General features: G+C 72.1%; 18 protein-coding genes and 1 riboswitch. Of the genes, 12 read left to right on the top strand and 6 right to left on the bottom strand.

All coding sequences use genetic code 11. The features are described from left to right. The 4 genes from ABTY40_RS21505 to gcvT form a co-directional block, all read right to left on the bottom strand. Positions 1-451: serine dehydratase beta chain (locus ABTY40_RS21505; protein WP_352061011.1), on the bottom strand; the 451-nt coding region annotated here is incomplete at its 3' end. A 166-nt stretch (positions 452-617) separates the two neighbouring features. Further along, positions 618-1,877 (bottom strand): serine hydroxymethyltransferase, encoded by a 1,260-nt coding sequence (gene glyA, locus ABTY40_RS21500; RefSeq protein WP_352061010.1) that lies wholly within the window; start codon positions 1,875-1,877, stop codon positions 618-620. 29 nt (positions 1,878-1,906) lie between these two features. Further along, positions 1,907-2,284, bottom strand: a complete 378-nt coding sequence (gcvH, locus tag ABTY40_RS21495; RefSeq protein ID WP_309051904.1) for a glycine cleavage system protein GcvH — start codon at positions 2,282-2,284, stop codon at positions 1,907-1,909. A gap of 77 nt (positions 2,285-2,361) precedes the next feature. Further along, positions 2,362-3,477: a glycine cleavage system aminomethyltransferase GcvT gene (gene gcvT, locus ABTY40_RS21490; RefSeq protein WP_352061009.1), complete on the bottom strand. Its 1,116-nt coding sequence runs from the start codon at positions 3,475-3,477 to the stop codon at positions 2,362-2,364. Between the two features lie 159 nt (positions 3,478-3,636). Beyond that, positions 3,637-3,736, bottom strand: a riboswitch (glycine riboswitch). Between the two features lie 147 nt (positions 3,737-3,883). Between gcvT and ABTY40_RS21485 the strand changes: the two genes are divergently transcribed. The 11 genes from ABTY40_RS21485 to ABTY40_RS21435 all read left to right on the top strand — a co-directional run bounded on the left by ABTY40_RS21485 (position 3,884) and on the right by ABTY40_RS21435 (position 15,861). Continuing rightward, a complete protein-coding gene (locus ABTY40_RS21485) occupies positions 3,884-4,564 on the top strand; it encodes an AAA family ATPase (RefSeq protein ID WP_352061008.1) in 681 nt (226 codons plus the stop codon). Between the two features lie 118 nt (positions 4,565-4,682). Beyond that, positions 4,683-5,423, top strand: coding sequence for an enhanced serine sensitivity protein SseB (locus ABTY40_RS21480; protein WP_352061007.1), 741 nt, complete (start codon positions 4,683-4,685; stop codon positions 5,421-5,423). A 64-nt stretch (positions 5,424-5,487) separates the two neighbouring features. After that, a complete protein-coding gene (locus ABTY40_RS21475; protein WP_345285728.1) occupies positions 5,488-6,279 on the top strand; it encodes an enhanced serine sensitivity protein SseB C-terminal domain-containing protein in 792 nt (263 codons plus the stop codon). Between the two features lie 361 nt (positions 6,280-6,640). After that, positions 6,641-7,657 carry an ABC transporter permease gene (locus ABTY40_RS21470; RefSeq protein ID WP_352061006.1) on the top strand — a complete coding sequence of 339 codons (1,017 nt, stop codon included), beginning with the start codon at positions 6,641-6,643 and terminating at the stop codon, positions 7,655-7,657. Between the two features lie 109 nt (positions 7,658-7,766). Then, a complete protein-coding gene (locus ABTY40_RS21465; RefSeq protein ID WP_345285724.1) occupies positions 7,767-9,524 on the top strand; it encodes an ABC transporter substrate-binding protein in 1,758 nt (585 codons plus the stop codon). A gap of 114 nt (positions 9,525-9,638) precedes the next feature. After that, positions 9,639-10,637, top strand: a complete 999-nt coding sequence (locus tag ABTY40_RS21460) for an ABC transporter permease (protein ID WP_352061005.1) — start codon at positions 9,639-9,641, stop codon at positions 10,635-10,637. Next, positions 10,634-11,740: an ABC transporter ATP-binding protein gene (locus ABTY40_RS21455; RefSeq protein ID WP_352061004.1), complete on the top strand. Its 1,107-nt coding sequence runs from the start codon at positions 10,634-10,636 to the stop codon at positions 11,738-11,740. Before ABTY40_RS21460 ends, ABTY40_RS21455 begins: the two co-directional genes overlap by 4 nt. 8 nt (positions 11,741-11,748) lie before the next feature. Beyond that, positions 11,749-12,867 (top strand): ABC transporter ATP-binding protein, encoded by a 1,119-nt coding sequence (locus tag ABTY40_RS21450; protein WP_352061016.1) that lies wholly within the window; start codon positions 11,749-11,751, stop codon positions 12,865-12,867. A 122-nt stretch (positions 12,868-12,989) separates the two neighbouring features. After that, entirely contained in the window at positions 12,990-13,670 is a 681-nt protein-coding gene (locus ABTY40_RS21445) for a trimeric intracellular cation channel family protein (protein ID WP_345285718.1), read from the top strand. Between the two features lie 23 nt (positions 13,671-13,693). After that, positions 13,694-14,554 (top strand): thioesterase family protein, encoded by an 861-nt coding sequence (locus ABTY40_RS21440; RefSeq protein ID WP_352061003.1) that lies wholly within the window; start codon positions 13,694-13,696, stop codon positions 14,552-14,554. A 143-nt stretch (positions 14,555-14,697) separates the two neighbouring features. After that, positions 14,698-15,861 (top strand): cysteine desulfurase family protein, encoded by a 1,164-nt coding sequence (locus ABTY40_RS21435; protein ID WP_352061002.1) that lies wholly within the window; start codon positions 14,698-14,700, stop codon positions 15,859-15,861. 52 nt (positions 15,862-15,913) lie between these two features. On the opposite strand, the gene ABTY40_RS21430 is transcribed toward ABTY40_RS21435, so the two are convergent. Beyond that, complete coding sequence (locus ABTY40_RS21430) at positions 15,914-16,606, bottom strand: N-acetylmuramoyl-L-alanine amidase (protein ID WP_352061015.1); 693 nt, start codon at positions 16,604-16,606, stop codon at positions 15,914-15,916. A 61-nt stretch (positions 16,607-16,667) separates the two neighbouring features. Between ABTY40_RS21430 and mnmA the strand changes: the two genes are divergently transcribed. After that, complete coding sequence (gene mnmA / locus ABTY40_RS21425; protein ID WP_352061001.1) at positions 16,668-17,819, top strand: tRNA 2-thiouridine(34) synthase MnmA; 1,152 nt, start codon at positions 16,668-16,670, stop codon at positions 17,817-17,819. Positions 17,820-17,879: 60 nt separating this feature from the next. Here mnmA and ABTY40_RS21420 read toward each other — a convergent pair whose 3' ends face one another. Next, on the bottom strand, positions 17,880-18,668 hold the full coding sequence (locus ABTY40_RS21420; protein WP_352061000.1) for an alpha/beta fold hydrolase: 789 nt from the start codon (positions 18,666-18,668) through the stop codon (positions 17,880-17,882). Positions 18,669-18,705: the final 37 nt, after the last annotated feature.

Here is an 18,705-nt window from a genome sequence, read left to right as displayed (position 1 = left end):
CGCCGCCGACCGAGTAGTACGTCTTCTCGAGCACGAGGGCGCCCTCGTCGTCGTACGCGAGGACCGTCATGCCGTTGGCGTGGTACGGGAGCGCCTTGCGGCGGTGCAGGATCAGGTCGTCGTCGAAGGAGAAGGGGATCTCGTGCGCGCCGAGCAGGTTGATCCGGCCGCTCTGCTTGATCCGCTCGAACTCGTCGTCGGCGGTCTCCACGTTCACCGTGCGTGGCGAGTGGCCCTCCAGGCCCAGCAGGACGGCCTTCGGGGTGCCGTGGCCGTGGCCGGTGGCGCCGAGGGAGCCGTACAGCTCGGCCCGTATGGCGGCGGTGTGGGCGAGCAGGCCCTCGTTCTTCAGCCGGCGGGCGAACATGCGGGCGGCGCGCATGGGTCCCACGGTGTGGGAGCTGGACGGGCCGATGCCGATCGAGAACAGGTCGAAGACCGAGATGGCCACGGGGAGACTCCTTGTGGGGGCTGGTAGACGCCGTTGTCTGCCGGGGTGGAGCAGAAAAGCGCGGAAAACGTGGGGTGGGGCACCGCGCCCACTGTCCAGTGTGCGCGGTGCCCCGGGGGTTCGTACGAACGGCCACGGACGGGCCGCGGAACAAAAGCGTACGAAATTACTTCAGGCCGGGGTACAGCGGGTGCTTGTCGGCGAGCGCCGTGACCCGGGCCTTCAGCGCCTCGGCGTCGAAGCCGGGCTTCAGCGTCTCGGCGATGACGTCCGCGACCTCGCGGAAGTCCTCGGCCCGGAAACCGCGGGTGGCGAGGGCCGGCGTGCCGATCCGCAGGCCCGAGGTGACCATCGGGGGCCGCGGGTCGTTCGGAACGGCGTTGCGGTTGACCGTGATGCCGACCTCGTGGAGACGGTCCTCGGCCTGCTGGCCGTCCAGCTCGCTGTCACGCAGGTCGACCAGGACCAGGTGCACGTCGGTGCCGCCGGACAGGACCGAGACACCGTGGGCGGTGACGTCGTCCTGGACCAGGCGCTCGGCGAGGATCCGGGCACCCTCCAGGGTGCGCTCCTGGCGCTCCTTGAACTCCTCCGAGGCCGCGATCTTGAAGGAGACGGCCTTGGCCGCGATCACGTGCTCCAGCGGGCCGCCCTGGAAACCGGGGAAGACCGAGGAGTTCAGCTTCTTCGCGAACTCCTTCTTCGCGAGGATGATGCCGCCGCGCGGGCCGCCGAGCGTCTTGTGGGTGGTGGAGGTCACCACGTCCGCGTACTCGACCGGGTTCGGGTGCAGACCCGCGGCGACCAGGCCCGCGAAGTGCGCCATGTCGACCCACAGGTAGGCGCCGACCTCGTCGGCGATCCGGCGGAACTCCGCGAAGTCCAGCCGGCGCGGGTACGCCGACCAGCCCGCGATGATCACCTTGGGGCGGTGCTCCTTGGCGAGCCGCTCGACCTCGGCCATGTCGACCAGGCCGGCCTCGTCCACGTGGTACGCGACCACGTTGAACTGCTTGCCGGAGAAGTTCAGGCGCATGCCGTGGGTGAGGTGGCCGCCGTGCGCCAGGTCCAGACCCAGGATCGTGTCGCCGGGCTGGGCGATCGCGAAGAGGGCGGCCTGGTTGGCGGAGGCGCCGGAGTGGGGCTGCACGTTGGCGTACTCGGCGCCGAACAGCTCCTTGATCCGGTCGATGGCGATCTGCTCGGCCACGTCGACGTGCTCGCAGCCGCCGTAGTAGCGGCGGCCGGGGTAGCCCTCGGCGTACTTGTTGGTGAGGACGGAGCCCTGCGCCTCCATGACGGCGACCGGAGCGAAGTTCTCCGAGGCGATCATCTCGAGGGTGGACTGCTGGCGGCGGAGCTCGGCGTCGACGGCGGCGGCGACGTCCGGGTCCAGCTCGTGGAGGGGAGTGTTCAGAAGCGACATGTTTGATCCCTGGGGTCTCGGGCCCGGTCTCAGCCGGCGGAGAACTCGGCGTACTCGTCGGCGGAGAGCAGATCGTCCGGCGTCTCCGCGACGCGCACCTTGAACAGCCAGCCACCCTCGAACGGAGCCGAGTTCACCAGGGACGGGTCGTCCACCACGTCCTGGTTGGACTCCACGACCTCACCCGTCACCGGGGAGTACAGGTCGCTCACGGACTTCGTCGACTCCAGCTCGCCACAGGTCTCGCCCGCGGTGACGGTGGTACCGGCGGCCGGCAGGTCGGCGTAGACGACATCGCCGAGCGCGTTGGCCGCGAACTCCGTGATGCCGACGGTCGCGACGCCGTCCACGGCGTCCGACAGCCACTCGTGCTCCTTGGTGTAACGCAGCTGCTGGGGGTTGCTCATGACCTGATTCTCCTGGATCGGGGGAGTGCGGATGTACGCGGGTCTTGCGGGGTGAGACGTGGTGGGGGACGAATCCGTCACTTCTGACGCTTGTAGAACGGCAGCGCGACCACCTGGTACGGCTCGTGGGTGCCGCGGATGTCCACCCCTACACCCTCGGTGCCGGGGGCGGCGTGCGCCGCGTCCACGTAGGCCATGGCGATCGGCTTGCCGAGGGTCGGGGACGGGGCGCCGGAGGTCACCTCGCCGATCACCTCGCCGTTCGCGACCACGGACATCCCGGCGCGCGGGACGCGGCGGCCCTCGGCGATCAGGCCCACGAGCTTGCGCGGCGGGGCGGTCTCGGCGCGCTCGGCGGCGGCCTGAAGGGCCTTGCGGCCGACGAAGTCGCCCGGCTTCTCGAACTTCACGACCCGGCCGAGACCGGCGTCGAAGGGGGTGAGGTCGGTGGTCAGCTCGTGACCGTAGAGCGGCATGCCCGCCTCCAGGCGGAGCGTGTCACGGCAGGACAGGCCGCAGGGGATCAGGCCCGCGCCGGCGCCCGCCTCGGTCAGCGCCTTCCAGACGCCCTCCGCGTGCTCGGGCTTCAGGAACAGCTCGAAGCCGTCCTCGCCGGTGTAGCCGGTCCGGGCGATCAGGGCGGGCACCCCGGCGACCGTGCCGGGCAGGCCCGCGTAGTACTTCAGACCGTCCAGGTCGGCGTCGGTGACCTGCGCGAGGATGCCGGGGGACTCCGGGCCCTGCACGGCGATCAGCGCGTACGCGTCGCGGTCGTCGCGCACCTCCGCGTCGAAGCCCTCCGCGCGGGCCACCAGGGCGTCCAGGACGACCTGCGCGTTGGAGGCGTTCGCCACGACCATGTACTCGGTCTCGCCGAGGCGGTAGACGATCAGGTCGTCGAGGATGCCGCCGTCCTCCCGGCAGATCATCGTGTAGCGGGCGCGGCCGTTGCCCACGGTGGAGATGTTGCCGACCAGGGCGTGGTCGAGCAGGTCCACGGCCTGCGGGCCGGTGACGGTGATCTCGCCCATGTGGGAGAGGTCGAAGAGGCCGGCCCGGGTGCGCACGGCGTTGTGCTCGTCGCGCTCGCTGCCGTACCGCAGCGGCATGTCCCAGCCGGCGAAGTCGGTCATGGTCGCGCCCAGCGAACGATGGAGCGCGTCGAGGGCGGTGAGGCGGGGGGCAGTGCTCATGGGGTGGCTCCAGGGTCCCAAGGGCGTGATCGGTGACGAAAACACATGACGGGCGAGGACGTCCTCCCCATCTGTCATGGAACCTGAGAGGTTCACCGAGGGCATCCTCGGCTTGCACCTTGGGTGGGGACGCACCGGCGTCCCGCTTTTCAGATCTGCCTCATCCACGCGGTACGGGGCCTGAGAGATTCAAGGGAGGGTCTTGCTCCTTCGGCGCCCGGACGCGCTCGGCGGTCCGGAACTCTCCCGCGCGGATTCGAGCGGCCGGTATGCGGTTGTACGGCGCTGAGCGCGCCTGGCGCGCACATCATTGCATGTGGTGTCGGCGGGGCAAATCGCTTGTCTGGGATTACCGCTTCTTTACACTTCGTGGGGAAGGGTCTCCTGAGACCCGACAGGGGGAGCGATGACGATCGAGCACACCGGCGCGTTCGCGGCCGGCACCGGCATACCGCCCCAGCGGATGCCCGCCCGCGCCCGCGCGCGGACCCGCTCGCACGGCCGGGGACGGCTCCTGCGGGACCTGCGCGAGCGCGGCGGCCGGGGCCCCCGCGCCCTCACCTTCGCCGCCGGTGACCTGGTGGTCGTCTCCGGTCTGCCCGGCAGCGGCAAGTCCACCCTGATGAAGCGGACCGCGCACGGCCGGGGCGTCGACTCCCAGGACGCCCGCGAGCGCTGGGAGGCCCGCATGCCGCGCCTCCTGCCGTACGCCCTCTACCGCCCCCTGGTCCGGGTCGCCCACTACGCGGGGCTGCGCCGCGCCCTGCGCTCCGGCGAGGGCGTGATCGTGCACGACTGCGGCACCCAGTCCTGGGTGCGCGGCTGGCTCGCCCGGGAGGCGCGGCGGCGCGGCCGCGCCCTCCACCTCGTCCTGCTCGACGTCGACGCGGAGACCGCCCGGGCCGGCCAGCGCGAGCGGGGCCGCGGCGTCTCGGCCTACGCCTTCGCCCGCCACCGCCGGGCCGTCGGCCGGCTCCTCGCCGCCGCCGAGTCGGGCACCCTGCCCCGCGGCTGCGCCTCGGTCACCCTGCTGGACCGGGACGCGGCGGGCACCCTGCGGAAGATCGGCTTCCGGGAGGCGGCCTGAGCGGGCCGCCCCCGCGCTCGTACCCTTCTTTCAGGCCACACCGGCGGCGGGGCGGCGTTAGGGTGCTGCCGGGGACGGGCCGGGGGCGGCAGACCGTGCGAGAAGGGGACACAGGACCGTGGATGTGACGTGGCCGGGCAATGAGCTCGAAGAGGTGCTGGCCGCCTCGCTGGGCGACCCCGCCGCAGGCGGCCGCCTCGTCGAGGTGCTGGGCCGCAGCCCCGTCTGGGTGCCCCTGCCCAACGGCGGCGGGCCCGACAGCACGGACCTGGACCTCGCCACCATGGAGATCGGCGGCGCGGCCTACGTGCCCGTCTTCAGCTCCGAGCAGCAGTTCCTCGCCTGTGTCGGCCCCCACATGTCCTTCACCGTCGCCCCCGCCCGCGACTTCGCCCGCGGCCTGCCGCCCCAGCTCGGCATCGCCGTCAACCCCGGCGGCACGGTCGGCGTCCCGCTGCCCCCGCCCGCGGTGGCCGAACTCTGCCGGGTCGGCCGCACCCCGCTCGACGGCCCCGCCAGCGGCGGCCGCGTCCGCCTCTTCGAGCCCGACTGGCAGGACGACCCCGTCGACTTCCTCGCCGCCGCCTCCGCCGAGTTCGACGCCACCGGGATCGTCACCACGGCCCGCCGCACCCTCGCCAGCGTCGAGGGCACCGAGCCGGCCCTCTTCATCGGCGTCCAGCTCGTCTCCCTGGACGGCGTCGACCGCACCGCGCCCCTGGACGCCCTCGGGCGCGCCCTGGGCCGCGTCGAGGTCGCCTGGCCCGTCAACCTCATCCTCCTCGACATGGCTCAGGACCCCGTCGGCGACTGGATGCTGGAGCGGGTGCGTCCCTTCTACCGGCGTGCCGCCGGGTGAGCGGCCCGCTGTCTAAGCTGAACCGATTCGAGCGAGCCGTACGACAAGAGGGGCGGAACCCAGGGTGAGCGCGTCAGGCACCGCCGCGGCCGGGCAGGTCGAGCACATGCTGCGCCAGGTGGCGCCCGGACGCTACGACGCGTACGAGCGGCTGCTCCACGCCCTCGCCGACGGCGAGGTGTGGATGCTGCTCTGGCAGGGTTCGGCCGGGTCGCCCGACGCGCAGTACGGGAACATGGAGGTCGACGGCTTCGGCTACGCCCCCTGCGTCACCTCCCCGCAGGAGCTGGCGGCCTCCGGCTGGAACCGCGCCCACGAGCGCGTCACGGGCCGGGAGATCGCCCGCGCCCTCTACCCCGACCGCTGGGGCATCTGGCTGAATCCGCACGCCCCCGGCGGCGGCGTCGGCATCCCCTGGGCCGACCTGCGCCGGATCGCCACCGGTCTGGACCGGATGCCCGCGGGGCCGCTCAGGGTCGGCGAGCCCGCCGTGGAGATCCCGCAGTTCTACGCCCTGCTCACGCACACCGCCCACCGCACCCCGGCCGTCCGCTCGCTGCGCCGCGGCTGGGTGCAGCCCGCGCTCGGCTCGCCGTACCTGGTCGTCGGGCTCGACCTGTACGACACCTCGGCGGCGGCCGTCGAGGAGGTGCGGGCGATGATGCGCCAGGCGATCGGCGCCGTCCCCGAGGGCCTGCCCGTCTCCACGGTCGCGCTCTCCGACGCGTACGACCCCGTGGCGCTCTGGCTCCGGGCGAACGCCCGGCCCTTCTACGACCGCGAGGCCCACGGCGGGCGCGGCTCCGCGTCCGTACCCGGTTACGGATATCCGCCCCCCGCGCCGTCCGGATACTGAGACGGCCCCCCTGTTCCGCCCGGACCACAGGCCTCCGGAGCCCCGCTCCGGGGGCCTTCGTTCGCCCCAATTCACCACACGGAAGAAGTAGTTGGGCGACATGTCCGATTGCGCGGAAGAGGGACCCGGTTGGTCCGCTCACATGATCACGACGTCCGGATAACGGAAGTCACAGCACCGCATCACGGTTGCGCAAACATTCACCGCCAGGTCTGGCGGGTGATCGCGGACACATTGAAGACTCCCCGGAACACCGGGCGTTCGGCTCCTTTCGAGCAGAGGCCCAGCAGTTGTTCCACCGAGCCGCTACCCGCGGCGGGCAAGGGCCGGCTACCGGCGGCCGAGAGGGGTCCTCACCACGATGACGGCACCACTGCACGAGACGAGTGCGGCCGAGTCGACCGCAGCCGTCGACGGCGCGCCCGACGCCCCCGGCACTCCCGGCACCGGCAAGGCGATCGAGGGCCGCTCGCCCTGGCAGATCGCCTGGACCCGGCTCAAGCGCGACAAACTCGCCCTCGCCGGCGGCTTCGTCGTGGTCTTCCTCATCCTCGTCGCGATCTTCGCCCCGGTCATCGTCGGCCTCCTCGGCCACCCGCCGGACGAGTTCCACGAGGACCAGATCGACCCGCTGTTCGGCACGCCGATCGGCTCCTTCGGCGGCATGAGCTCCGAGTTCCTCCTCGGCGTCGAGCCCGTCAACGGCCGCGACGTCTTCAGCCGCATCGTCTACGGCGCCCGCATCTCGCTGCTCGTCGCCTGCCTCGCGGCCCTCTTCGCCGTCCTCCTCGGAACCGTCCTCGGCATCGTCGCCGGCTACTTCGGCGGCTGGGTCGACGCCGCCGTCAGCCGCGTCATGGACGTCATGCTCGCCTTCCCGCAGCTCCTCTTCACCATCGCCCTGGTCTCGGTGCTGCCCAACGAGCTCCTCGGACTCGACGGCTCGGGCGTCCGCATCGCCGCCCTGGTGCTCGTGATCGGCTTCTTCGGCTGGCCGTACGTGGGCCGCATCGTCCGCGGCCAGACGCTCTCGCTGCGCAACCGCGAGTACGTCGAGGCCGCCCAGAGCCTCGGCGCGGGCCGCCTCTACATCCTCCGCAAGGAGCTGCTGCCCAACCTGATCGCGCCGATCACCGTCTACGCGACGCTCATGATCCCCACCAACATCCTCACCGAAGCGGCCCTGAGCTTCCTCGGCGCGGGCGTGAAGCCCCCCACCGCTTCCTGGGGGCAGATGCTGTCGACGGCCATCACCACCTACGAGGCGGACCCGCTGTTCATGGTGTTCCCCGGCCTCGCCATCTTCATCACCGTCCTGGCGTTCAACCTCTTCGGTGACGGCGTGCGCGACGCGCTCGACCCGAAGGGCTCCCGCTGACCGGACGCCCACGCCACGCAAGACCCGCCCCTGCCGCTGGCGACAGGAGGCTCATCCCCATCGGCGGACCGCCGCGACGGCCGCCACTATCCCGGAGGTTGCTGGACCCATGCTGAAGAGTTCTCAGCGCAGAATCGCCGCGGGCGCGCTCCTCGCCGCGGCCACGATGGTCGTCACCACCGCCTGCGGCGGGGGCAACGGCGACGGCGGCAGCAAGGGCAAGGGTGACCTCGTCTTCAACGGCGCGGTCAACAAGGTCCTCAACGCCTCGGACAAGAAGGGCGGCGAGCTGAAGTTCATCGGCTCGCAGGAGGCCGACAGCTGGGACCCGCAGCGCGGCTACTACGGCTTCGTCTGGGACTTCGCCCGCTACTACACCCGCCAGCTGGTCACCTTCAAGGCCGCCCCGGGAGCCGCCTCCACCGAGCTCGTCGCCGACCTCGCCACCGACACCGGCAAGGTCTCGCCCGACGGCCTCACCTACACCTTCACGCTGAAGGACGGGGTGACCTGGGAGGACGGCAAGCCGATCACCTCCAAGGACATCAAGTACGGCATCGAGCGCATCTGGGCCCAGGACGTCATCTCCGGCGGCCCGATCTACCTCCAGCAGGTGCTCGACCCGAAGGCCGAGTACAAGGGCCCGTACAAGGACAGCACCCCGGACAAGCTCGGCCTCAAGGCGATCGAGACCCCGGACGACAAGACCATCGTCTTCAAGCTGCCGGCCCCCAACGGCGACTTCCTCCAGATGCTGGCCATGCCGGCCGCCTCCCCGGTCCGCAAGGACAAGGACACCGGCGCCAAGTACGGCCTGAAGCCGTTCTCCTCCGGCCCGTACAAGTGGCAGTCGTACACGCCGAACAAGTCCATCAAGCTCGTCCGCAACGACAAGTGGGACGCCAAGACGGACACCGTCCGCAAGGCCCTGCCGGACAGCATCAGCGTCACGTTCACCACGAACGCCGACGACATGGACAACCGCCTGATCGAGGGCGAGTACGACCTCGACATCAACGCGACCGGTGTCGGCGCCGCCGCCCGCCAGAAGGTCCTCCAGCGGCACAACGAGAACGTGGACAACCCGCAGACCGGCTTCATCCGGTACGCGGTCTTCCCGCAGACGGTCACGCCGAACATCGAGTGCCGCAAGGCCATGATCTACGCGGCCGACTCCAAGTCCCTCCAGACCGCCCGCGGCGGCCCGCAGGGCGGCGGCGACATCGCCACCAACATGCTCCCGCCGGCCATCAAGGGCGCCGACCCGAAGGCCGACCCGTACGGCAAGCTCAGCGGCAAGCCCGACATCGCGAAGGCCAAGGAGGCCCTCGCCAAGTGCGGCAAGCCGAACGGCTTCAAGACCACGATCGCGGTCCGCAACAACAAGAAGATCGAGATCGCCACCGCCGAGTCCCTCCAGCAGTCGCTCCGGGCCGTCGGCATCGACGCCCAGATCGACCTGTTCGACGGCGCCCAGACGTCCGGCATCATCGGCTCGCCGAAGGTCGTCAAGGACAAGGGCTACGGCATCATCATCATGGGCTGGGGCGCCGACTTCCCGACCGGCCAGGGCTTCCTCCAGCCGCTGGTCGACGGCCGCTTCATCCTCCAGAGCGGCAACAACAACTTCTCGGAGCTGAACGACCCGGCCATCAACGGCCTGTTCGACAAGGCGCTGAAGGAGACCGACCCGGTCAAGGCGGGCGAGCTCTACAAGCAGATCAACACGAAGGTCTCGGAGGCCGCGGTCTACCTGCCCTTCACCCACGAGAAGAACATCATCTGGCGCAGCTCCCGGCTGACCAACGTCTACACGGCGGACGCCTACAACGGCCGCTACGACTACGCGTCGCTCGGCGTCAAGTAATCCGACCCGTTTCAACGGCGCACCACCCGCCGCCAGGTCCGAAGGGCAGGTGATGGCCGCGCGCGGTGGCCGGGGCTCCCCACCGGGGGCCCCGGCCACCGTCCGGCCGACCGCATGCTTGCATACATAGTCCGACGGCTCTTCGCCGTCGTCGTGATGCTGCTCGTCGTCACTCTCGTGACGCTCAGCATCTTCTTCCTCATCCCCAAGATGACCGGCAGCGACCCTGCCGCGATGTTCGTCGGCAAGCAGGCGGATCCGGCTTCCATCGAGGCCATCCGGCAGAAGCTGGGCCTGGACGAGCCGATCCTGGTGCAGTTCTGGCACTTCGTGTCCGGCATCTTCGTCGGCCGTGACTACACGGGCGGCGGCTCCACCATCCACTGCGCGGCCCCGTGCTTCGGCTACTCGTTCCGCACCGAGCAGGACGTGTGGACGATGATGGTCGACGCCTTCCCCGTCACCTTCTCCATGGTGCTGGGCGCCGCCGTGCTCTGGCTGGTCCTCGGCATCTCCGCGGGCGTCCTCTCCGCGCTCAAGCGCGGCACGATCGTGGACCGCGCGGCGATGATGACCGCCCTCGCCGGCGTCTCGCTGCCGATCTTCTTCACCGGCATGCTGGCGATGTTCGTCTTCCGCACCCAGCTCGGCTGGCTCAAGGCCTCGTACGTGCCGATCACCGAGTCCTTCGGCGGCTGGTTCGGCGGACTGATCCTGCCCTGGGTCACCCTCGCCTTCCTCTACGCGGCCATGTACGCGCGGCTCACCCGCGCCACCATGCTGGAGGTCCTCGGCGAGGACTACATCCGCACCGCCCGGGCCAAGGGCCTGACCGAGCCGGTCGTGCTCCGCAAGCACGCCATGCGCTCCACCATGACCCCCATCCTGACCATCTTCGGCATGGACCTCGGCGCCCTCGTCGGCGGCGCGATCCTGACCGAGACCACGTTCAACCTCCAGGGCCTCGGCTGGATGGCCATCAAGGGCGTGAGCGAGCGAGACCTGCCGCTGATCCTGGCCGTCACGCTCGTCACCGCGTCCTGCGTGGTCATCGCCAACCTCGTCGTGGACCTGCTGTACGCGGTGATCGACCCCCGAGTGAGGCTCGCATGACGGACAAGCTGACGAAGACCGGCGCGGCGGTCGGTGAGCCGGTCGCCACAGGGAAGTCCGCTCCCTCCGACGCCTTCCTCGACGTACGCGACCTGAAGATCCACTTCCCGACCGACGACGGCCTGGTGAAGTCCGTCGACGGCCTCACCTTCCAGCTGGAGAAGGGCAAGACCCTCGGCATCGTCGGCGAGTCCGGCTCCGGCAAGTCGGTCACCTCGCTCGGCATCATGGGCCTGCACACCGTCGGCCAGTACGGCCGGCAGAAGGCCCGCATCTCCGGCGAGATCTGGCTGAACGGGCGCGAACTGCTCAGCGCCGCCCCGGACGAGGTCCGCAAGATGCGCGGCCGCGAGATGGCGATGATCTTCCAGGACCCGCTGTCCGCGATGCACCCGTACTACACGGTCGGCAACCAGATCGTGGAGGCGTACCGCATCCACCACGACGTGGACAAGAAGACCGCCCGCAAGCGGGCCGTCGAACTCCTCGACCGGGTGGGCATCCCCGAGCCGGCCAAGCGGGTCGACAACTACCCGCACGAGTTCTCCGGCGGCATGCGCCAGCGCGCCATGATCGCCATGGCGCTCGTCAACAACCCCGAGCTGCTCATCGCGGACGAGCCGACCACCGCGCTCGACGTGACCGTGCAGGCCCAGATCCTGGACCTGATGCGGGACCTGCAGAAGGAGTTCGGCTCCGCGGTCATCATCATCACCCATGACCTCGGCGTGGTCGCCGAGCTCGCCGACGACATCCTCGTGATGTACGGCGGGCGGTGCGTCGAGCGCGGTCCCGCCGAGTCCGTCTTCTACGAGCCGCAGCACCCCTACACCTGGGGCCTGCTCGGCTCGATGCCCCGCATCGACCGCGAGCAGACCGACCGGCTCATCCCGGTCAAGGGGAACCCGCCCAGCCTCATCAACGTCCCGAGCGGCTGCGCGTTCAACCCCCGCTGCCCGTACGCGGACGTCCCCAAGGGCGGCATCACGCGCACCCAGCGGCCCGAGCTGACCCTGGCCGGCGAGCGCCACTACTCCGCCTGTCACATGCCGCAGGAGGAGCGGACCCGTATCTGGACCGAAGAGATTGCGCCGAAGCTGTGAGCGACACTATGGAACCCCTGCTCAAGGTCACCGGCCTGAAGAAGCACTTCCCCATCCGGAAGGGCCTCCTTCAGCGCCAGACCGGTGCGGTCAAGGCGGTCGACGGCATCGACTTCGAGGTGCTGCCCGGTGAGACGCTCGGTGTCGTCGGCGAGTCCGGCTGCGGCAAGTCCACGATGGGCCGGCTGATCACCCGGCTGCTCGAACCGACCGCCGGGACCGTCGAGTTCCAGGGCACGGACATCTCGCACCTCGGCATCGCGGGCATGCGCCCGATGCGCCGGGACATCCAGATGATCTTCCAGGACCCGTACGGCTCGCTGAACCCGCGCCACACGGTCGGCACGATCGTCTCCGCCCCCTTCAAGCTCCAGGGCGTCGAGCCCGAGGGCGGCCTGAAGAAGGAGGTCCAGCGCCTCCTCGGTCTGGTCGGCCTCAACCCGGAGCACTACAACCGCTACCCGCACGAGTTCTCCGGCGGCCAGCGCCAGCGCATCGGCATCGCCCGCGCGCTCGCCCTCAAGCCGAAGCTCGTCGTCGCGGACGAGCCGGTCTCCGCACTGGACGTCTCCATCCAGGCGCAGGTGGTCAACCTCCTGGACGACCTCCAGCAGGAGCTCGGCCTCACCTATGTGATCATCGCGCACGACCTGTCGGTCATCCGGCACGTCTCGGACCGCATCGCGGTGATGTACCTCGGCAAGATCGTCGAGCTGGCGGACCGGAAGTCCCTGTACGAGTCGCCCATGCACCCGTACACCCGGGCCCTGATGTCGGCCGTCCCGATCCCGGACCCGCGCCGCCGGGGTGCCAAGAGCGAGCGGATCCTGCTGACCGGTGACGTCCCGTCCCCGATCGCCCCGCCGCCGGGCTGCCGCTTCCACACCCGCTGCTGGAAGGCGACGGAGGTGTGCAGGACGCAGGAGCCGCCGCTCGTGGAGCTGCGCCCGGGGCAGCGGGTCGCCTGCCACCACCCGGAGAACGCGGAGGGCGTGACGGTCCCGGCGGCCCGGGAGTCGGTGGACGTCACGATCACGAAGAAGCCGGCGGGCGGGACGGCGCCGGTCAAGGCGGCGGAGCCGAAGGCCGCCGGGCCGGCCGCGAAGGACGACGCGCCCGGCGCCTGACCCGCGCCGCACCGCCCCTTTTGGCCGTGGGCGGGCGCCCGCCCTCCCGGCGGACGCCCGCCCACGGCCGGGCGCGGGGGAGCCCCGCCGCCCCGCGCCTGAGCGACCGGGACAATGGGGCGGTGCTCCACGACCTGTTCAGCCCCGATGTCCAGCACGCCCTGGACCTCGTCGGCATCTTCGTCTTCGCCATCTCCGGCGCGCTCCTCGCCGTCCGTAAGAACTTCGACGTCTTCGGCATCGCCGTCCTCGCCGAGGTCACCGCGCTCGGCGGGGGCCTCTTCCGCGACCTGATCATCGGCGCCGTACCCCCCGCCGCCTTCACCGACCTCGGCTACTTCCTCATGCCGCTGGTCGCGACGGCCCTCGTCTTCTTCCTCCACCCGGTGGTGGAGCGCACCCAGACCGCCGTGAACGTCTTCGACGCCGCCGGCCTCGGCCTCTTCTGCGTGACCGGGACGACCAAGGCGTACGACTACGGGCTCGGGCTCACGTCCTCCGCCGCGCTGGGCCTCGCCACCGCCGTCGGCGGCGGTGTCCTGCGGGACGTGCTCGCCAACGAGGTGCCCTCCCTGCTCCGCTGGGACCGCGACCTCTACGCGGTGCCGGCGATCGTCGGGGCCACGATGGTCGTCCTCTGCATCCGGTTCGACGCGCTCAACGCGTACACGAGCGGAGCGGCCGTCCTCACCGCCTTCGTGCTGCGGATCCTGGCCCTGCGCTACCACTGGCGCGCGCCCCGCGCCTGGAACCGCCGTTCGGCCGCCCGGGAGGAGGACGTACAGAAAGCTACCGCTCAGTAGTTTTCTGCTGTACGGTCTGCGGCATGAGCACGCGCACCGAGACGACCGCGGAGAACGTCGCCACGACGAGCGAGTTCGACCGCGACACCGCCGTGACCCTCCGGGAGCCGGGCGTCTACGACGCCGACCTCTCCGCGGGCTGGACGATCATCCACGCCGTCAACGGCGGATACCTCCTCGCCCTGCTCGGCCGCGCCCTCGGCGACCACCTCCCGCACCCCGACCCGTTCACGATCTCGGCGCACTACCTGACGCCGTCCGTGCCCGGCCCGGCGGTGATCCGGACCGAGACCGTCCGCACCGGCCGGACGCTCTCCACCGGCCAGGCCTCGCTCGTCCAGTACGAGAAGGACGGCACCGAGGTCGAGCGCATCCGCGTCCTCGCCTCCTACGGCGACCTCGGCACCCTCCCCGACGACGTCCGCACCACCGCGACGCCCCCGGCCCTCGCACCCCTCGACCAGTGCTTCGGCGCCTCCGACGGGCCGACCCCGCAGATCCCCGGCTCCTCGGCCATCACCGAGCGGCTCGACATCCGTCTCGACCCGGCCTGCGTCGGCTGGGCGATCGGCGCCCCGTCGGGCAAGGGCGAGATGCGCGCCTGGTTCGGCCTCGCCGACGGCCGCGAGCCGGACCCGCTCTCCCTGCTGCTCACGGTCGACGCCCTGCCGCCGACCTCCTTCGAGCTGGGCCTCAAGGGCTGGACGCCCACCGTGGAACTCACCACCCACGTCCGCTGCCGCCCCGCGCCCGGACCGCTCCGGGTCTCCATCACCACCCGCAACCTGGCCGGCGGCTTCCTGGAGGAGGACGCCGAGGTCTGGGACAGCGCCGACCGCCTGGTCGCCCAGTCCCGCCAGCTGGCCCGCGCGCCGAGGGGCTGAACGGAGCGGGCCGAACCGGGCGGGGCCCGTGCGGTACGGGCCCGGTCACGGGGCCCCGGGACCGTCCTGCGCACGGGCCGCCCCGCCCCGCCGCCCGGTCCCCGGGCCGGACCCCCGTGGCGGACTCGTAGAATCGAGCCACCATGGCTTACCTGGACCACGCCGCGACCACGCCCATGCTCCCCGAGGCGATCGAGGCGATGACCGCCCACCTCGGCGTCACGGGCAACGCCTCCTCCCTCCACGCCGCCGGCCGCAGAGCCCGGCGGACCGTCGAGGAGGGACGCGAGACGCTCGCCGCCGCGCTCGGCGCGCGCCCCAGCGAGGTGGTCCTCACCTCCGGCGGCACCGAGGCCGACAACCTCGCCGTCAAGGGCCTCTACTGGTCCCGCCGCGCCGCCGACCCGCGCCGCGTCCGGGTCCTCGCGAGCCCCGTCGAGCACCACGCGGTCCTCGACGCCGTCGACTGGCTCGCCGTCCACGAGGGCGCGACCGTCGAGTACCTTCCGGTGGACCACTACGGCCGGGTGCACCCCGAGGCCCTGCGCGAGGCCATCGCCCGGGACCCCGGCTCCGTCGCCCTCGCCACCGTCATGTGGGCCAACAACGAGATCGGCACCGTCATGCCGGTCCGCGAACTCGCCGACGTGGCGAACGAGTTCGGCGTTCCGCTGCACGCCGACGCCGTCCAGGCGGTCGGCCAGGTCCCGGTCGACTTCGCCGCCTCCGGCCTCGCCGCGATGACCGTCTCCGGCCACAAGATCGGCGGCCCGTACGGCATCGGCGCCCTCCTCCTCGGCCGCGAGCACACCCCCGTACCCGTCCTGCACGGCGGCGGCCAGGAACGGCACGTCCGCTCCGGCACCCTCGACGTGCCGGCCGTCGCCGCCTTCGCCGTCGCCGCCGGCCACGCGGCCGGCCACCGCGAGGAGTTCGCCCGCGAGATCGGCGCCCTCCGCGACGCCCTCGTCGACGCCGTTCGGACCGCCGTCCCCGACGCCCTCCTCGGCGGCGACCCCGTCGACCGGCTCCCCGCCAACGCGCACTTCACCTTCCCCGGCTGCGAGGGCGACTCCCTGCTCCTCCTCCTCGACGCCGCCGGCATCGCCTGCTCCACCGGCTCCGCCTGCACCGCCGGCATCGCCCAGCCCAGCCACGTCCTGCTCGCCACCGGCACCGACCCCGACCTCGCCCGCGGCACCCTCCGCTTCACCCTCGGCCACACCTCCACGGAGGCGGACGTCGCGGCGGTCGCCGAGGCCATCGGCCCGGCCGTCGCCCGCGCCCGCACCGCCGGCCTCAGCTGACGGCGGCGCCCGGTTTCCGCCGGGCGGCCGCCCCCGGGGCCGTACCGCTGCGTCAGCCGGGCGTCCCCCGCCCGGCGGCCCGGACCGAGCCGCCCCCGTCCAGACGCGCGCGCTCCTTCGCCACCAGTGCCATGTACCGGTCCCAGTCCCAGTGCGGACCGGGATCGGTGTGGTCGGTGCCCTCGACCTCCACGTGCCCGATGATGTGCTCCCGGTCCACCGGTATCCCGTGCCGGGCGCAGATGTCGGCCGTCAGCCGCGCCGAGCCCGCGTACATCGCCGCCGTGAAATCCTGCGGCCGGTCCACGAACCCCTCGTGCTCGATGCCGATGCTCCGCTCGTTCATGTCCCGGTTCCCGGCGTGGAAGGCCACGTCGAGCTCCCGGACCATCTGCGCCACGTGCCCGTCCTTGCGCACGACGTAGTGCGTGGCCGCCCCGTGCAGCGGATCGCGGAAGACCTTCAGGGCGGTCGCGTAACTGCCCTGCACCACGTGGATCACCACCCGGTCGACGGAGAAGTCGTCCGGCCGGTCCGCCCGCCGCGAGTTCGCCGCCGACGCCGCCCGCCACTCGGCCGGTTTGTGGTCCAGCTCGCCGTCGGTCCGCTCCTTCTCCATCCACGGCAGCCGCCACCAGGCCCGCGCCAGCTCCTCACGGGCCAGCGCCGCCGTGCCCAGCACGGCGGCCCCGCCCCCGAGCAGCACGGCGCGCCGCCCCACCCTCTTCCCCGACTCGCTCCCCATGACTGCCAGAACGCTCACGACCGCCACACCGGTTCCCGGCGCCCCGTACCCTGGTAGGGCTATGACTCAGACTCCGCCCCAGAGCCCCCGCACCCGCCCTCTCCGGGTACTCGCCGCCATGTCCGGCGGAGTGGACTCCGCCGTCGCCGCCGCCCGCGCGGTCGAGGCCGGCCACGACGTGACCGGCGTGCACCTCGCGCTCTCCGCGAACCCGCAGTCCTTCCGCACCGGAGCGCGCGGCTGCTGCACGATCGAGGACTCCCGCGACGCGCGCCGGGCGGCCGACGTCATCGGCATCCCCTTCTACGTGTGGGACCTGGCCGAGCGGTTCCGCGAGGACGTCGTGGACGACTTCGTCGCGGAGTACGAGGCCGGCCGCACCCCCAACCCCTGCCTGCGCTGCAACGAGAAGATCAAGTTCGCGGCGCTGCTCGACAAGGCCCTCGCGCTCGGCTTCGACGCGGTGTGCACCGGCCACTACGCCACCGTCGTGGTCAACGAGGACGGCACGCGCGAGCTGCACCGGGCCTCCGACATGGCCAAGGACCAGTCGTACGTCCTCGGCGTCCTGGACGAGAAGCAGCTCGCCCACGCGATGTTCCCGCTCGGCGACACCTTCACCACCAAGGACGAGATCCGGGCGGAGGCCGAGCGCCGGGGGCTCGCCGTCGCCAAGAAGCCCGACAGCCACGACATCTGCTTCATCGCCGACGGCGACACCCAGGGCTTCCTCGCCGCCCGCCTCGGCAGGGCCGAGGGCGACATCGTGGACGAGTCCGGTACGAAGGTGGGCACCCACGAGGGCGCGTACGGCTTCACCATCGGCCAGCGCAAGGGCCTGCGCATCGGGCACCCCGCACCGGACGGCAAGCCGCGCTACGTCCTCGACATCTCGCCCGTGAACAACACCGTCACGGTCGGCCCCGCCGAGGCCCTCGACATCACCGCCCTCACCGCGATCCGGCCCCGCTGGTGCGGCACCGCGCCCGAGGGTCCGGGCCGCTACACCGCCCAGCTCCGCGCCCACGGCGACGAGACGCCGGTGAGCGCGGCGATGGAGAACGGCGAACTCCGCGTCACCTTCGACGCCCCCGTCCGGGGCGTCGCCCCCGGCCAGGCGATCGTCCTGTACGCCGGCACGCGCGTGGTGGGCTCGGCCACCATCGCCGCCACCACCCGCCGCGCCCCCGCGGCGGCACCCGCCGGAGCCTGAGCCGCCGGGCCCGCCCCCCGGCGGGCCCGGCGGGATCCTCAGGACGCCACCGGACCCGGCCTACGCCGCTTCCGCTTCCTCCGCCGCGTACTCCCGCAGGAACGCCGACAGGACCGGCGCGAGGACGTGCGGGGCGACCTCATGCGTCTGGCCCGTCAGCGTCCGGTGCCGGGCCCGGGGGAGGGCCCCCGTGACGTCCCGGGCGGCGCGGCGGGTCGCGGCCGGGCTCGCGCCGCCGTCGATCACCAGCACGCGCGCGTGCACCGCCGGCACCGTCCCGTCGCCCATGACCGCGTCCTCGTAGGCCAGGGTGTGCGCCAGGGCCTCCAGGACCGGCCGCGGTTCCACCCGTACGATCCCGTCCGCGAGGAACGCGTCGAGCGCCGCCGCCCGCCGCCCCCGCGCCAGGAGCCCCGCCGCCCCGCGCCGCCGGTCCGCCGCCTCCGCCGTGTACGGCGGCTCGTACAGCGACACCGCCCCCACCGGCACCCCGGCCGCCGCCGCGGCGAGCGCCAGCGCGCCCCCGGTGTCCGTCCCGTGCAGCGCCACCCCCGGGCCGGCCGCCTCGACCACGGCCGCCAGGTCCTCGATCTCCCGCTCCACCGCGTACGGCGCGGTGTCGCCGCTCGCGCCCCGCCCCCGCCGGTCGTACGTCACGACCGGCAGGTCCCGCGCCAGCAGCCGGGCCAGCGGTCGCTCGCTCGCCGCCGTGCGCAGCGCCCCGCTCACCAGGACCACCGCCGGCCCGCGCCCGTCCCCGTCGCCGTACCGCTCGTACGCGATCCGTGTGCCGTCCCGTGACGTGACCCGCCCCCGGACCCTGCTCAGCGTGGTGTCCACCTCGTCCATGCCAGTGCAGACCGGGCCTGTCACCGGAACTCATCGC

Origin of the sequence: Streptomyces sp. NPDC126503, from assembly GCF_040302405.1 — a bacterium.
GTDB lineage: Bacteria > Actinomycetota > Actinomycetes > Streptomycetales > Streptomycetaceae > Streptomyces > Streptomyces gulbargensis.
The sequence above is the reverse complement of the archived record's forward strand: the minus strand, read 5'-3'. Positions and strand labels throughout refer to the sequence as shown.

What these genes read in the sequence shown, in the direction of transcription:
- ABTY40_RS21430 (WP_352061015.1), bottom strand. Translation starts at nt 16,606, where the DNA reads ATGGGGAGCGAGTCGGGGAAGAGGGTGGGGCGGCGCGCCGTGCTGCTC.
- ABTY40_RS21450 (WP_352061016.1), top strand. Translation starts at nt 11,749, where the DNA reads ATGGAACCCCTGCTCAAGGTCACCGGCCTGAAGAAGCACTTCCCCATC.
- glyA (WP_352061010.1), bottom strand. Translation starts at nt 1,877, where the DNA reads ATGTCGCTTCTGAACACTCCCCTCCACGAGCTGGACCCGGACGTCGCC.
- gcvT (WP_352061009.1), bottom strand. Translation starts at nt 3,477, where the DNA reads ATGAGCACTGCCCCCCGCCTCACCGCCCTCGACGCGCTCCATCGTTCG.
- ABTY40_RS21465 (WP_345285724.1), top strand. Translation starts at nt 7,767, where the DNA reads ATGCTGAAGAGTTCTCAGCGCAGAATCGCCGCGGGCGCGCTCCTCGCC.
- mnmA (WP_352061001.1), top strand. Translation starts at nt 16,668, where the DNA reads ATGACTCAGACTCCGCCCCAGAGCCCCCGCACCCGCCCTCTCCGGGTA.
- ABTY40_RS21485 (WP_352061008.1), top strand. Translation starts at nt 3,884, where the DNA reads ATGACGATCGAGCACACCGGCGCGTTCGCGGCCGGCACCGGCATACCG.
- ABTY40_RS21440 (WP_352061003.1), top strand. Translation starts at nt 13,694, where the DNA reads ATGAGCACGCGCACCGAGACGACCGCGGAGAACGTCGCCACGACGAGC.
- ABTY40_RS21460 (WP_352061005.1), top strand. Translation starts at nt 9,639, where the DNA reads ATGCTTGCATACATAGTCCGACGGCTCTTCGCCGTCGTCGTGATGCTG.
- ABTY40_RS21435 (WP_352061002.1), top strand. Translation starts at nt 14,698, where the DNA reads ATGGCTTACCTGGACCACGCCGCGACCACGCCCATGCTCCCCGAGGCG.
- ABTY40_RS21420 (WP_352061000.1), bottom strand. Translation starts at nt 18,668, where the DNA reads ATGGACGAGGTGGACACCACGCTGAGCAGGGTCCGGGGGCGGGTCACG.
- gcvH (WP_309051904.1), bottom strand. Translation starts at nt 2,284, where the DNA reads ATGAGCAACCCCCAGCAGCTGCGTTACACCAAGGAGCACGAGTGGCTG.
- ABTY40_RS21470 (WP_352061006.1), top strand. Translation starts at nt 6,641, where the DNA reads ATGACGGCACCACTGCACGAGACGAGTGCGGCCGAGTCGACCGCAGCC.
- ABTY40_RS21455 (WP_352061004.1), top strand. Translation starts at nt 10,634, where the DNA reads ATGACGGACAAGCTGACGAAGACCGGCGCGGCGGTCGGTGAGCCGGTC.